The sequence below is a fragment of the Aquihabitans sp. McL0605 genome (genome assembly GCF_049993875.1).
GTDB lineage: Bacteria > Actinomycetota > Acidimicrobiia > Acidimicrobiales > Iamiaceae > Aquihabitans.
The window spans coordinates 357,692-371,385 of record NZ_CP188252.1 but is presented as its reverse complement, the minus strand read 5'-3'; the positions used below and the strand labels follow the sequence as shown (position 1 = coordinate 371,385).

Genomic DNA, 13,694 nt, shown 5'->3' with positions numbered 1-13,694 from the left:
GGACCGGGCTCCTCGGAGCTCGGTCCGTCCCATTTTTCGGCGTCGGCGTGTGGGGGCACCCGCCGTCGAGCCGCTCCCATGTCCCGCGCTGCCCACCGATCTGAGACGATGCACCCATGGCCTCCTATGACTACGACGTGCTGGTGGTTGGCTCCGGGTTCGGCGGGAGCGTCTCGGCCCTGCGCCTCACCGAGAAGGGCTACCGGGTCGGGGTGATCGAGGCGGGGCGGCGCTTCAGCACCGAGACCCTCCCGAAGACCAGCTGGCAGCTCCGCAAGTTCCTCTGGGCCCCCGGGCTCGGCCTGCGCGGCATCCAGCGCATCACCCCGTTGAAGGACGTGGCCATCCTGTCCGGTGCCGGGGTCGGCGGTGGGTCGCTGGTCTACGCCAACACCCTCTACGAGCCGCTGGCGCCGTTCTACACGGACAAGCAGTGGGGCCACATCACCGACTGGCGCGACGAGCTGGCCCCCTTCTACGACCAGGCCAAGCGCATGCTCGGGGTCAACGAGGTGCCCGCCGACACCCCGCCCGATGAGTACATCCACCGCCTCGCCGACCGGATGGGGGTGCCGGAGACGTACCACCGCACGCCCGTGGGGGTGTGGTTCGGCAAGCCGGGCGAGCGGGTCCCCGATCCGTACTTCGGTGGCGAGGGCCCCGACAAGGTGGGCTGCACCCACTGCGGGAGCTGCATGGTGGGCTGCCGCGTGGGGGCCAAGAACACGCTCGACCGGAACTACCTGTACCTGGCCGAGAAGAACGGCGCCATCGTCCACCCCGACACCCAGGTGACCGACATGGAGCCGCTGCCCGGCGGGGGCTGGCGCGTCACCACCGCCCACCCAGGGGCGTGGTTCCGCAAGCGCACCAAGACCTTCACCGCCCAGCAGGTGGTGCTGTCGGCGGGCGTGCTCGGCACCGTCAAGCTGCTGCTGCAGCTGCGCGACGAGGGCCGGCTTCCCGCCCTGTCGCCTCGCCTCGGTGATGTGGTGCGCACCAACAGCGAAGCGATCGTGGGCGCCTCGTCGAAGGTTCCAGACCCCAAGCTCAGCCGCGGGGTGGCGATCACGTCGTCGATCCACCCCGATGCCACCACCCACATCGAGCCCGTCCGGTACCCGCCCGGGTCGAACGCCATGGGCCTGCTCACCACCGTGCTGGTCGACGGTGGCGAGGGCACGCCCCGGCAGGTGAAGTTCCTGGCCAAGGTCGTGCGGCACCCCGTGAAGTTCCTCCGGTCGGTGTCGGTCCACCGGTGGTCGGAGCGCTCGATCATCCTCCTCGTGATGCAGAGCCGCGACAACAGCATCGCCCTGCGCCGCAACAAGCGGCTGGGGGTGCTGGTCACCCGGCCCGGCCACGGCGAGCCCAACCCCACCTACCTGCCGGTGGCCAACGACGCTGCTCGCGAGGTGGCCGAGATGCTCGACGGCGAGCCGTGGGGTGCGTGGAACGAGACCATCCTCGACGCGCCCACCACCGCCCACATCCTCGGTGGCTGCGTCATCGGCGACAGCCCCGAGAGCGGCGTGATCGATCCGTACCACCGGGTCTACGGCTACGACGGGCTCACGGTCACCGACGGGTCGGCGGTGTCGGCGAACCTGGGCGTGAACCCGTCGCTCAGCATCACCGCGCTCACCGAACGGGCCATGAGCCTGTGGCCGAACAAGGGCGAGGCCGACCCCCGGCCGGAGGTCGGGGCGCCCTACCAACGGCTCGCACCCGTCCACCCCAACGCTCCCGCGGTCCCTGCCGACGCTCCGGCGGCCCTGCGGGTGGGGGCCTGACCCGTGGTCGGCCCGGTGCTGGCGGCGTCGGCGGGGGCGATCGCGCTCCTGATGCTGATCACCTGGGTGATCTCGCTGCTGCGCACCGACGCGAGCCTCGTCGACATCGTCTGGGGGCTCGGGTTCGTGGTGGTGGCGGCCACCGCGGCCGTGGTGGGCGACGGGTTCCGCGACCGCCGGCTGATCGTGCTGTCGCTGGTGGCGGTGTGGGGCCTCCGGCTGAGCGGCTACCTGGCGTGGCGCAACCTCGGTCACGGCGAGGACTACCGCTACCGGGCCATGCGCAAGAAGTGGGGCGACCGGTTCTGGTGGATCAGCTTCTTCCAGGTCTTCCTCCTCCAGGGCGCCTTGATGTGGATCGTGTCCCTGCCCGTGCAGCTGGCGGCCACCGCGGCGCAGCCGGCCTCGTTCGGGCCGTTGGCCTACCTCGGGGTGGCGGTGTGGACCGTGGGCCTGCTGTTCGAGACCATCGGCGATGCCCAGCTCGCCCGGTTCAAGGCCGACGAGGCCAACCAGGGTCGGGTGATGGACCAGGGCCTCTGGCGCTACACCCGCCACCCCAACTACTTCGGTGACTTCTGCGTGTGGTGGGGGATCTTCCTGATCGCGGCCGAGACCGGGCCGGGCCGCTGGGGCGTCATCGGCCCGGTCGTCATGTCGACGCTGCTGATCCGGGTCTCGGGCGTGGCGATGCTGGAGAAGACCATCGGCAAGCGTCGCCCGGGGTACGCCGAGTACATCGAGCGCACGTCGGCGTTCTTCCCCCGTCCGCCCCGCCCGCTGCCAGCGGCGTCGGCTGATCGGCCGCCGGAGGGCTAGGTGGGCTGGTGCACGGACACCTGGTAGTCGCCCCCAGGTGACCAGGGCCCGCGGTCCCACGTGCCCCAGCGGTGGACCAGGTGCAGCCCGGCCGCGGCCGCAGCGGCGTCGAGGGCCTCCGGACCGAGCCCGCCGCGCTGCACCTGGAAGCCGGCGATGAGGGTGCCGCCCGGCGCCAGGCGCTCGGCGCACCTCGCCACCACGGCGGCTTCGGTGCCCTCGGCGACGAAGATCAGCACGTTGCCCGCCAGCACCACCGCATCGAACGTGCCGTCGATGGGGGTGGTGGCGAGGTCGCCCTCGATCCAGGGGAGCTGGGGCGCCTTGCGACGGGCGGCATCGAGCATGCCCGGGTCGATGTCGAGCCCGGTGACGGCGAACCCCCGTGCGGCCAGCTCGATGGCGACCCGTCCCGTGCCGCAGCCGGCGTCGAGGATCCGGGCGCCCGGAGCGACGAGCGATGCCACCAGGTCGGCTTCGCCGTGGACATCGACCCCGGAGGCGGCGAGGTCGGAGAAGCGCCGGTCGTAGTCGTGGCCGCGGGGGACGTCGTCGCGATCGGTCCAGCGGGACCTCGGCGCGTCGGTCACGGGACCGGGCGAGGCGCTGGCGCGTCGGGACGGGTGGTCACCGGTGGGGCGGGGCGACCGGGCACGAGCGCGATGTCAGTCGTCGTCGTGGAGCTGCTGGGCGAGGTAGTTCTCGGCCCCGATGGTCTCGATGAGGTGGAGCTGGGCCTCGAGCCAGTCGGCGTGGCTCTCCTCGTCGACCAGGCGGTGCTCCATCAGCTCGCGGCTGCCGTTGTCGCCCTTGGCCACGGCCAGGGCGATGTGGCGGTTGTAGCGCTCGATGGCGGCCTTCTCGGTCTCGAGCTCCAAGGCCAGCTGCTCGGGGACGGTCTCGCCCACGAGGATGGGGTTGTAGCGCTGGAGGTTGGGGACGCCGTCGAAGTAGAGGATGCGCTCGATGATCTTGTCGGCGTCCTCCATCTCCTCGATGGACTCCTTGCGGGCCACGGCCGCCAGCCGCTTGAAGCCCCAGTTCTCTCGCATCTTGGCGTGGATGAAGTACTGGTTGATGGCCGTGAGCTCGGCCGTCAGGATCTCGTTCAGGGCCTCGATGATCTCGGGATCGCCTTGCATGGTGCGCCTCGCTCCGTCCGTGGGGGGTCGGGGCAACCGTAGCCACTCGATCCCGTGGTCGGGACGGTTGTTCGACCGGCCGCGGGGTGGTCGACGCCGCGTGGAAGGAGGCCTTGACCTGCCCGGCGAGGGCTGCTGACGCTCGGTGAGCGCCGGGTCAGGCGGCGACGGTGGCGCGGCGGATGCTGACGCCGTGCTCGGCCAGCAGGGCCTCGACGATCGGCCGGCAGCCCCCGCAGCGGGTCCCCGCGTTGCAGCGCTCGGCCACGCCCTCGGCGTCGAGCGCGCCGGCGAGGATCTCGGCGCGGATCTCCTTGTCGTTCACGGCGTTGCAATGACAGACGACCATCAGGGGGTAAGTCTGCCTAACACCGACAGCCATGTCAACGCACCATGGCCGATTTCTCCTGCCGAACCCTGCCCCCGCCCCGGTCTGGCCGGTTCGGCCTGGTCACGGGCCCGGCCGGGACCCGGCACCCGCCGCCGGGGCCCAGCCCCGTTGTCAGAGGGGGTCCGTAGAGTGTCGGGCATGGCCGATCAGACCCACCGCTTCGAAGTCGTGTCGCCGTTCGGGCCCGCCGGAGACCAGCCCAAGGCCATCGAGCAGCTCGTCGAGGGCATCCAGGGCGGCGAGCGGTTCCAGACGCTCCAGGGCATCACCGGGTCGGGCAAGAGCGCCACCATCGCCTGGGCCATCGAGCAGTACCAGCGGCCCACGCTGGTGCTGGCGCCCAACAAGTCGCTGGCCGCCCAGCTGGCCAGCGAGTTCCGCGAGTTCTTCCCCAACAACCGGGTCGAGTACTTCGTCAGCTACTACGACTACTACCAACCCGAGGCGTACATGGCCGCCTCGGACACGTACATCGAGAAGGACTCGTCGGTCAACGACGAGATCGATCGCCTGCGGCACTCCACCACCCGGTCGCTGCTGACCCGGCGGGACACCATCGTCGTGGCCTCGGTGTCCTGCATCTACGGCCTCGGCGACCCCGACGAGTACCGGGACCACTCGCTCATCATCTCCAAGGGCCAGGAGATCGATCAGCGCCAGGCGCTGAAGAAGCTGGTGGAGCTCCAGTACGACCGCAACGACATGAACCTCGTGCGCGGCAAGTTCCGGGTGCGGGGCGACACCATCGAGGTGCACCCGGCGTACGACGAGACGGCGGTGCGCATCGAGCTGTTCGGCGACGAGATCGAACGGATCCTGGTGGTGGACCCCCTTACCGGCGAGACGGTGCGCGAGGAGGAGGACTTCGCCTTCTTCCCCGCCACCCACTACGTCGCCGGCGAGGAGCGGATGCAGCGGGCCATCGGCCGCATCGAGAAGGAGCTCCAGGAGCGGCTGGCCTACTTCGAGAAGGAAGGCAAGCTGCTCGAGGCGCAGCGCCTGCGGATGCGCACCCAGTACGACCTCGAGATGATGCAGGAGCTCGGCTACTGCAACGGGATCGAGAACTACTCGGCGCCGATCGATGGTCGTTCGCCGGGAGAGCCGCCCGGCACCCTGCTCAACTTCTTCCCCAAGGACTTCGTCGTCGTCATGGACGAGAGCCACCAGTCGGTGCCCCAGCTCCACGGCCAGTACGAGGGCGACCGCTCCCGCAAGGAGCAGCTGGTGGAGCACGGCTTCCGGCTCCCGTCCGCGTCCGACAACCGCCCGCTGCGGTTCGAGGAGGTCATGGACACGGTCGGCCAGGTCATCTTCGTGTCGGCCACGCCTGGGCCCTACGAGCGCGAGATCTCCACCAACATCGTCGAGCAGGTGGTGCGCCCCACCGGCCTGGTCGACCCCGAGATCATCGTCAAGCCCACCAAGGGCCAGATCGACGACCTGATCGAGAACATCAACGAGCGCGTCACCAAGGGCGACCGCGTGCTGGTCACCACCCTCACCAAGAAGATGTCCGAGGACCTCACCGACTACCTGCTCGAGCTGGGCGTCAAGGTCCGCTACCTCCACTCCGAGGTCGACACCATCCAGCGCATCGAGATCCTGCGAGACCTGCGCATGGGCGAGTTCGACGTCCTGGTCGGCATCAACCTGCTGCGAGAAGGGCTGGACCTGCCCGAGGTGTCGCTCGTCGCCATCCTCGATGCCGACAAGGAGGGCTTCTTGCGCTCGGAGACGTCGCTCATCCAGACCATCGGCCGCGCCGCCCGCAACGTCGACGGCCAGGTGATCATGTACGCCGACCAGGTCACGCCGTCCATGCAGAAGGCCATCAGCGAGACCAACCGGCGCCGCAAGCTCCAGCAGGAGTACAACGAAGAGCACGGCATCAACCCGCAGACGATCCGCAAGGCCATCACCGACATCCTCGAGTACCTGCGCCCGTCCACCGGGGCGCCCCTGCCGGCCAAGGAGCGCCGGCGAGAGACCGAGGCCGACCGGCAGCGCCGCCTCGAGCTGGCGGAGCTCCCCGGCGACGAGCTCGAGCGGCTCATCCGCACGCTCGAGGCGGAGATGTCCGAGGCGTCGCAGGAGCTGCGCTTCGAGTACGCCGCCCGCCTGCGGGACGAGATCAAGGACCTCCGCCGGGAGCTCTCGCAGGTCCAATAGGACCCGTGCCCGGCGATCCGAGCGCCTGCACGCCGGCGGTCGGCCCGCGGGTGTCCCGGGGAACCGGCCACACCGTCCATCGCCGGTCGGGAGGTGCGTGCGAGCAGGTACCCGAAGGGGCAGGCCTCACGGTTGGCCGGCGGGACTGACCGTGATCACCACGAGGTCGGTGGGTCGCTGATGCTCGTTGTCGAAGAGCGGCGTGATCTCGAGCCGTGAGCCGACCAGCTGCACGAGCGCGAGGCGTGGGGTGCCACCGTCGACGAGCTCGACGATCCCTTTGGCGCGAGCGACGGTGCGGCCGTGGAACCTCTGCGGCAGGTCGGCGACGAGCGCCTCGATGTCGACCCTCGTCATCTCACCGCGGAGCGGCAGGGCATGGGTCTCGTGGAGGTCGAACAGGCTGGGGCCCGGCACGCCGCTGGCATCGCGATTGCGGTGACCACCGATCGCGAGGAACCGGCCCAGCGCGCCCGGATCGCGTCCAGCGACGCTGCCGTCGATGATCGGGGAGCCGGGTGCGAGCGACCTGAGCCGTGACCAGGCGGCGTCAGCGGCGGCCGCGTCCACGAGATCGGTCTTCATGAGCACCAGGAGGTCGGCGGCTTCGATCTGCGCCTCGAGGTGGAGTCGGACCCATCGGGGGAGGCCGTCATCCACCAGCTGGTCGGCCGCGACGACCGTGACCACGCCGTCGAGGAAGAACCCAGCAGACGACCCCCAGGGGACGACCTCGTTGGGCTCGGCGACCCCGGAGAGCTCGACGACCAGGTGATCGGGCGGGTGAGGGCGTGAGCGGATGAGGTCGAGCGCCGCGCCCATCTCATCGAGCGACGTACAGCACACGCAGCCGTTGGTCAGCTCGATCGAGTCGCCGTCACACCCTCTGATGAGTGCGGCGTCGATGTTGATCGCGCCAGCGTCGTTCACGATGACGGCGATCGGATGCTCGGCGGCGGCGAGCACCTCGTTGATCGCGGTGGTTTTGCCGGCGCCCAGGTACCCGCCAACGAACGTGACCGGCGTCCGCCGCCCCTCCCATGGCAGGAACTCCGGCTCCTGATAGGTCGCGGCCACCGCCGCAGGCTTGCACCGAACGTCGGCTGGGTACAGCCGAGCGGCCGTCGGCGGTCCGTGCAGAAGTAGCGCGGAGATGTCATCCGATCGGGCTTGTGGATGCTCTTTAGGTTGTGGAGGTGTCCGGAATGGCGGTGGAACGAGATGGGCGGGCGGAGTTCAGTTCGTTCTTCGAGGAGATGGAGCCGAGGCTCCGACACGCCCTGACTGCTCTTCGTGGCCATACCGAGGGCCGGGAAGCAGCAGCAGAGGCCTTGGCTTGGGCGTGGGAGCACTGGGAGCAGGTGCAGGCCATGGCGAACCCGGCCGGCTACCTCTACCGCGTCGGTGTGAGCCGCACGCGTCCACGGGCCCAGCCCACCTTCCGTCCCCTGCCGCCCCCGAGCCCGCCCGGCTTCGAGCCGGGTCTGGGCCCGGCGCTCGGCCGGCTCACCGATCGCCAGCGGACCGTCGTGGTGCTCGTCCACGGCTGCGCGTGGAGCTACCAGGAGGTCGCCGACGCGCTCGGCCTGACCAAGGCCTCGGTGGGCACGCACGTCCGCCGGGCGCTCGCCAACCTTCGCTCCGACCTGGGGGTCGACGCTGATGCCTGATCTGCCTGACCAGATCCGCGCCTGGACCAAGCACGCCGCGCTCGGCGACAGCGGCCGGATCACGCTCGACGAGGTGACCGACCGTGGCGTGCTCGGCGACGACATCCCGTCGCACCCGCTCGATCGGGACCACCGGTCTCGACGCTGGCTCGCGGTGGCCGCCGCGGCGGCCGTGCTCGCCGCGGTGGCCATCGCCGTCACCGTCTCCCGCTCGCCCGGGACGGTGACCACCGGGACGACCACACCGAACAGCCCGACGACGACGTCCCCGGCGATGGCGACGTCGTGGGAACGGACGACGCACCTGAGCCCGACCTGGTCGGACACGACCTTCCTGGGTGACATGGCCTCCGAGTGGAAGCTCGGCATGGCGCGTCTCGGCCAGAAGGTCTGCTGGGTGGAGTGGAGGATCGACGAGCCGGCAGGGCCACCACCGATTCCGCCACAGACGGACGATGAGGCCTGGGCGAAGCTCGTCCAGGGCAGAGCGGCTGGCTGCACCAAGGACCTGGTGGAGACGGCCGTGCCCGTGCAGTTCGGGTACGCCCGAGGTTCCGAGACCATGTTCACCACTGGCGACCCCCAGACGAAGCAGATCCTGGAGGGCGCGGTGGATGACCGGATCACCTCCATCACCATCCACCTCACGAGCGGGGCCGATCTCCACCTTGAGCCCTCGCCGACCGGCCTCTTCGACGCTCGGATCGACTATCGCGATCGTGTCGAAGGGATCGACTTCGCCGGCACAGACATCACCGTGCGATGCAGCGGCGGCCCCATCGACAAGATCAGCTGGGCGAACTGCACGCGAACTGGAAACCCCTCCCCAGGGGACGCGGCCACCTCGACCTCGACCACCCCGGACGTCACCGCCTCGACCTCGACGACGACGGCACGACCGGGCGGCTGACCTCCCACCCGCAGGATCGTGGACCTCCGGCCGGAGCGGCGCAGGTGGGTCGGTGCTACAGCCAGTCCTTGCGCTTGAACACCGAGTACAGCCAGATGGGCAGCACCACCATCAGCGCGAGCGACACCCACAGCCCGTTGCGGTGGGCGAACCCCGGATAGGGCACGTTCATCCCGTAGAACCCGGTGATCAAGGTGGGGACGGCGATGATGGCGGCCCAGCTGGTGACCTTCTTCATCACCTGGTTCTGGCGGTAGTCGCGCAGGCTGAGGTTGGTCTCGACGATGGTGGCCACCAGGTCGCGCAGCGCATCGGTGGACTCGGTGACGCGCAGGATGTGGTCGTAGACGTCCTGGAAGTACGGGTAGAGGTCGTCGTCGATGGCGCCGTGCTCGCGGCGCATCAGCGCGCTCACCGACTCCCGCATCGGGACCGCCAGGCGGTGGAGCTGGAAGAGGGCCCGTCGCATCTGGAACCACTGGAGCTGCTGGTCGGGGTTGATCGGGTGGTCGCCGAAGATCGTCTCGCTGAGGTCGTCGTAGTACGCGTCGAACACCTCGACGCTGTCGAAGTAGCTGTCGATCACCACGTCGAGCAGGCCGTAGAGGAGGTAGCCGACGCCGAAGCGGGCGAGGTCGGGGGAGCGGTCCCACCGCTTGACCACCGCCGCCATGTCGAACGCCTCGCCGTGCACCGTGATGATCCAGCGGCTGCCGACGAAGGCGTCGATCTCGTTGACCTGGAGGTCGGCGGTGTCGGCATCGGCGACCGTGGTGTAGCTGGCGAGGAACAGGTGATCGGGGTAGTGGTCGAGCTTCGGGCGCTGGTGCGCCTCGATCGCGTCCTCGATGGCCAGCTCGTGGAGGCCGAGCTCGGCGGCCGCGGCCGTGAGCCATGCCGCGTTGGGATCGCAGAGGTCGACCCAGACGATGGAGCTGTCGTCGGCGAGGTGGCCGGCGAGCTCGTCCTCGGGCACGTCCTCGGCCACGAGGGCGCCGTCGCGGTAGATGCGCGATCGGGCGACGGCCCCGGGGAGACCGTCGGCGAGCTCACCCATGGGACACCTCCGTGAGCAGGGTGGGGCCCGTATCGGCCCACGGTGCGCCGGACCGCCCAACGGTCTCGGGCACGGGATTGGTCCACCTTCGAGAACGGGTCACGGCGGTATTCTCGCCCCGGCGGGGCCGCCGACCGGGGACGGTCGGCCTCAGGAGCGGGCCCGACCCGCCGATGGAACGGGTGTGGGTGCGACGATGATGACCGAACCGGCCTCCGACGCAGCCGTGGCTGCGCCGTCCCTCGCTCGTCGTGCCTGGTCGGCGCCCCTGTGGGCCCACCTCGCCATCCTGCTCATCGGGCTGGTCGGGGTGGTGCTGCTCACGTCGCCGCAGGGCACGCTGGTCGCCGACGACGGGTCGTACCAGCTCCAGCTCCGCGCCCTCCACGAGGGCAGCTGGGACTGGCAGGCCAGCACCGCGTCGCTCGATCCCGCCGGCACCCACTACCCGATCGTCAACGCCGACCGCACCGCCACCGGCTGGGCACCGATCGCCAAGCACCCGGCGTGGCCCTGGCTGGCGAACGCGGTGTCGCCCCTCACCGGGGTCGAGCACGCGTACGACGTGCTCGGCGTGCTCGGTGTGCTCGGCCTGGCGACCGCGGCCTGGCTGCTCGCCGCCGAGCACGATCGACGTTGGAGCCGGTGGGCGTTCTGGCTGGCCGGCACGGCCCCCGTGGCGCTGACGGCCGCGGTGCCGTGGGCCCACGCGGCCGCGTCCGCCGCCGCCGGGTTCGCCGTGCTGGGCGCAGTCCGCCTCGTGCGCCGGCCTCCTTCGGCGGCAGCCGTCTTGTTGATCGTGGCCGGCGTGGCCGGCGCCGTGCTGCTCCGCACGGAGGGGTTGCTCCTCGCCGGCGCGGTCGGCGTGGGCCTCGCGGTCGGGGGACGTCAGGCCGGTCGGACCTGGCGGTGGTCCCTCGGCGCGGGTGGTGCGGTGGTCGCGCTCGCCTTGGCGGTCATGAGGTTCGAGGACCGGTGGATCCGCAGCATCACCACCGGCGCCAGCTCGACGCTCCACGCCCGGACGGGGAGCGGCATCCAGACCTCGGGGTTCGTCGACGCGAGGTACCAGGGTGCGGTCCGGTCGATGGTCGACTCGGCTCGGCCCGGGATGACGCTGCTCCTGGGCGCAGGCGTGGTGCTCGCCGCGGTCACGGCCGGCCTGGTGGCCGCCGGACGGCCACGGCTGCTCGGCCTCTGGAAGCTGGCGGCCGGCCTGTCGATCGTCTTCCTGCTCATCCGCGTGCTGTGGCTGTCGAACTATCCGATCAGCGGCATCCTGGCGGCGTGGCCCATCGCCGTCGCCGGCCTGGCGTCGGCCCTGCCCGTGGCCTGGCGGCGGGTGCGGGTGGAGGTGACGATCGCCGCGGTCTACGCCGCCGCGGTCCTCGCCACCCAGTACGCCGATGGTGGCGGGGGGTCCTGGGGCGCTCGGTTCTTCTCGTTGGGGACCGTACCGATCGTGATCATCGTCGCCGTCGGCATCGAGCGCCTCCTCCAGGCCGAGCCCCGGCCGTCGGCCAGCCTGATCACGGTGCCCCGCCTGCTGGTGGTCCTGATGGTGGTGCCGGTGCTCGCCGGTCTGGCGGTCGTGCACGACGTCCAGTCGGGGACGGCCTCGCTGTACGCGTGGGTGGATCAGCAGGTCGAGGGCGTGGCGGTCACCCCGAGCGCCGAGCTGCCCAGGATGATGTGGCACCAGGACGTTCCGTGGTTGGTCGTCGACGACGCCAAGGGGAGCGACGATCTGGCTCAGGTGCTGCGATCCCTCGGCGACAACGGCCCGGAGGTCGTCTCGGTGGTGGTGCTCGACCGGGACCTGCCGTCGGCCTCCGCCGCGGTGGCCGACCAGGGCACGTGGAGCGAGGTCAGCCGCGACCGCCGCGAGGGTCTCACCGTGCTGGTCCTGCACCGCTGAGCACCTGGTCCCTCCGCCCTCAGCAGGCGGGACTTGAAGCCGATGGAGAGGGGTGCCGACGTTGACCGCGACCGAGCCCGCGCTCGATGCGCACCCGCTGACCGAGGCACCGAGGCGCTCGGTCTGGTCGGCCGGGTTCAGCGCTCACCTGCTCGCGCTGGTGGTGCTGCTGGTCGGGCTCGGTGCCCTGACGTCCGCCGGGGACAGCTTCGGCACCGATGACGGGTCCTACGCGCTCCAGCTCCGGGCGCTGCAGCACGGCTCGTGGGTCTGGTCGTCGGGCACGGAGCGCCTGGACCCGTCGGGTGAGCACTACCCGATCGCGTTCGCCGTCCCCACCGACCGTGGCTGGGTCCCGCTCGCCAAGCACCCGGCGTGGCCGTGGCTGGCGCACCTGGTGGCGCCCCTCACCGGCGTGGCCCACGCCTACGCGGCCCTGGGGCTGGTGGCGATCGCGATCTTGGCCTCGGCGGCCTGGCTGCTCGCCGCTGAGCACGATCGCGAGTGGAGCCGCGGCGCGTTCTGGCTGGCCGCAGCCGCGCCCGTGGTGGTCACGTTCACGGTCGGCTGGGCCCATGCCGCCGCCGCAGCTGCCGCCGGGCTCGCCGTCCTGGGGGCCGTGCGGCTCGTCCGGCGCGGGGCGTCGGCGGCCACGCTCGCGCTGCTCGCCGCGGGCATCGCCGCCGGCATCCTGCTGCGAACGGAGGGCGTGCTGGTCGCGGCGGCGGTCGCGGTGGCGATCGTGGTCGGGGGCCTCAAGGCCGGCCGGACCTGGTGGTGGTCGGGAGGATGGGCGGTCGCCGTGGCCGCGCTTGCGACCGGCGTGGTCCGGGCCGAGGCGGCGTGGGTCCGCTCGATCACCGGCGCCGGGGTCTCCACGTTCCACGTCCGCACGGACCAGAACGACGTGGCGTACAGCTTCCTCGAGGCGCGGACGCAGGGGGCCATCCGCTCGCTCATCGATGCCACGACAGCCGTGCCCCGGCCGCTGCTGATCGCCGTGCTCGTGGGCCTGGCCGTCTCGGCCGGCTTCGCCGCCGCTGGTCGGCGAGGTGCGATGGCCGCATGGCGCATCGCGGCCACCATCTCCATCTGCCTGGTCGCCGCACGGGTCGTCATCCGGCCCACCTATCCGGTGACCGGCCTGCTCACGGTGTGGCCGGCGGCCTTGACGGGGGTCGGAGCGGCCTGGGCCCTGCTGTGGCGGCGGCTGTCGATCGAGCTGACGATGGTCGTCCTGTTCGCCGGCGCGATCGTGGCGACCCAGTACCCCGATGGCGGCGCGCTGCAGTGGGGAGGGCGCTTCTTCGCGCCGATCACCGTCCCGGTGGCGGTCGTGGCGGTCGCCGGGCTGGCTCGGCTCCTGGACGCAGCAGGGGAGCACGGCAGCGAGGGCCGCCGCACGGCGCGGCTGGTGGTGGTGGCCCTGGTGGTGCTGCCGCTGCTCCTCGGCGTCATCGGGGTGCGGTCGTCCCGCTCGGCGAGCTCCACCATGTTCAGCGAGATCGACCAGGCGGTGGACGGGGTGGCGGTGACGCCTGCCGGCCAGCTGCCGCGCATGATGTGGAACCACCCCGAGCGCTGGCTCGTGGTCGACGCGGACGACCACGGGGAGGACCTCGCCGCCGTGCTCGGCTCGCTCGCACGCGGGGGCGCCACCGACCGGGTCAGCCTGGTGCTGACCTCGACCGATGTGCCCATGGCCGATGACGTGCTGGCCCGCACGGCCGCCTGGCACGAGGTGGACCGGCGCCACGCCAGCGTGCTGACTGTGGTGGTCCTCAGCCGGTAGAAGGGGCGGGTGATCGTACAGGTGTTCGCC

The 13,694-nt window shown here is 71.1% G+C and carries 12 protein-coding genes; 7 read left to right on the top strand and 5 right to left on the bottom strand.

Annotation, left to right across the window (positions count from 1 at the left end; translation table 11 throughout):
• Positions 1-116 precede the first annotated feature (116 nt).
• Together ACPPVX_RS01670 and ACPPVX_RS01665 are read left to right on the top strand one after the other, a co-directional pair.
• Positions 117-1,793, top strand: coding sequence for a GMC oxidoreductase (locus ACPPVX_RS01670; RefSeq protein ID WP_426573145.1), 1,677 nt, complete (start codon positions 117-119; stop codon positions 1,791-1,793).
• A gap of 3 nt (positions 1,794-1,796) precedes the next feature.
• Positions 1,797-2,612 (top strand): DUF1295 domain-containing protein, encoded by an 816-nt coding sequence (locus ACPPVX_RS01665; protein WP_426573144.1) that lies wholly within the window; start codon positions 1,797-1,799, stop codon positions 2,610-2,612.
• Here the strand turns inward: ACPPVX_RS01665 and ACPPVX_RS01660 are convergent.
• The 3 genes from ACPPVX_RS01660 to ACPPVX_RS01650 form a co-directional block, all read right to left on the bottom strand.
• Positions 2,609-3,202 carry a class I SAM-dependent methyltransferase gene (locus tag ACPPVX_RS01660; protein WP_426573143.1) on the bottom strand — a complete coding sequence of 198 codons (594 nt, stop codon included), beginning with the start codon at positions 3,200-3,202 and terminating at the stop codon, positions 2,609-2,611. The genes ACPPVX_RS01665 and ACPPVX_RS01660 overlap by 4 nt on opposite strands.
• Positions 3,203-3,277: 75 nt before the next feature.
• Positions 3,278-3,754 carry a bacterioferritin gene (bfr, locus tag ACPPVX_RS01655; RefSeq protein ID WP_426573142.1) on the bottom strand — a complete coding sequence of 159 codons (477 nt, stop codon included), beginning with the start codon at positions 3,752-3,754 and terminating at the stop codon, positions 3,278-3,280.
• Positions 3,755-3,911: 157 nt separating this feature from the next.
• Positions 3,912-4,103, bottom strand: coding sequence for a (2Fe-2S)-binding protein (locus ACPPVX_RS01650; RefSeq protein WP_426573141.1), 192 nt, complete (start codon positions 4,101-4,103; stop codon positions 3,912-3,914).
• 180 nt (positions 4,104-4,283) lie between these two features.
• On the opposite strand from ACPPVX_RS01650, the gene uvrB reads away from it, so the two are divergent.
• Positions 4,284-6,317 (top strand): excinuclease ABC subunit UvrB, encoded by a 2,034-nt coding sequence (gene uvrB / locus ACPPVX_RS01645; protein WP_426573140.1) that lies wholly within the window; start codon positions 4,284-4,286, stop codon positions 6,315-6,317.
• A 126-nt stretch (positions 6,318-6,443) separates the two neighbouring features.
• On the opposite strand, the gene ACPPVX_RS01640 is transcribed toward uvrB, so the two are convergent.
• A complete protein-coding gene (locus tag ACPPVX_RS01640) occupies positions 6,444-7,394 on the bottom strand; it encodes a CobW family GTP-binding protein (RefSeq protein WP_426573139.1) in 951 nt (316 codons plus the stop codon).
• A gap of 293 nt (positions 7,395-7,687) precedes the next feature.
• On the opposite strand from ACPPVX_RS01640, the gene ACPPVX_RS01635 reads away from it, so the two are divergent.
• Positions 7,688-7,987, top strand: a complete 300-nt coding sequence (locus ACPPVX_RS01635) for an RNA polymerase sigma factor (protein ID WP_426573138.1) — start codon at positions 7,688-7,690, stop codon at positions 7,985-7,987.
• 88 nt (positions 7,988-8,075) lie between these two features.
• The gene (locus ACPPVX_RS01630; RefSeq protein WP_426573137.1) at positions 8,076-8,897 is read left to right on the top strand and encodes a hypothetical protein; all 822 of its coding nucleotides are present in this window, start codon (positions 8,076-8,078) and stop codon (positions 8,895-8,897) included.
• 55 nt (positions 8,898-8,952) lie between these two features.
• Here the strand turns inward: ACPPVX_RS01630 and ACPPVX_RS01625 are convergent, their stop codons facing one another.
• The gene (locus ACPPVX_RS01625) at positions 8,953-9,954 is read right to left on the bottom strand and encodes a magnesium transporter CorA family protein (protein WP_426573136.1); all 1,002 of its coding nucleotides are present in this window, start codon (positions 9,952-9,954) and stop codon (positions 8,953-8,955) included.
• Positions 9,955-10,150: 196 nt separating this feature from the next.
• Between ACPPVX_RS01625 and ACPPVX_RS01620 the strand changes: the two genes are divergently transcribed.
• Together ACPPVX_RS01620 and ACPPVX_RS01615 are read left to right on the top strand one after the other, a co-directional pair.
• Entirely contained in the window at positions 10,151-11,872 is a 1,722-nt protein-coding gene (locus ACPPVX_RS01620; RefSeq protein ID WP_426573135.1) for a hypothetical protein, read from the top strand.
• Positions 11,873-11,933: 61 nt separating this feature from the next.
• Positions 11,934-13,664 carry a hypothetical protein gene (locus ACPPVX_RS01615; RefSeq protein WP_426573134.1) on the top strand — a complete coding sequence of 577 codons (1,731 nt, stop codon included), beginning with the start codon at positions 11,934-11,936 and terminating at the stop codon, positions 13,662-13,664.
• The last annotated feature ends 30 nt before the right edge of the window (positions 13,665-13,694 follow it).

Excerpts from the sequence above, each read along its gene's own strand:
- ACPPVX_RS01670 (WP_426573145.1), top strand. The coding sequence starts at position 117 with ATGGCCTCCTATGACTACGACGTGCTGGTGGTTGGCTCCGGGTTCGGC.
- bfr (WP_426573142.1), bottom strand. The coding sequence starts at position 3,754 with ATGCAAGGCGATCCCGAGATCATCGAGGCCCTGAACGAGATCCTGACG.
- ACPPVX_RS01650 (WP_426573141.1), bottom strand. The coding sequence starts at position 4,103 with ATGGTCGTCTGTCATTGCAACGCCGTGAACGACAAGGAGATCCGCGCC.
- uvrB (WP_426573140.1), top strand. The coding sequence starts at position 4,284 with ATGGCCGATCAGACCCACCGCTTCGAAGTCGTGTCGCCGTTCGGGCCC.
- ACPPVX_RS01635 (WP_426573138.1), top strand. The coding sequence starts at position 7,688 with ATGGCGAACCCGGCCGGCTACCTCTACCGCGTCGGTGTGAGCCGCACG.
- ACPPVX_RS01625 (WP_426573136.1), bottom strand. The coding sequence starts at position 9,954 with ATGGGTGAGCTCGCCGACGGTCTCCCCGGGGCCGTCGCCCGATCGCGC.
- ACPPVX_RS01620 (WP_426573135.1), top strand. The coding sequence starts at position 10,151 with ATGATGACCGAACCGGCCTCCGACGCAGCCGTGGCTGCGCCGTCCCTC.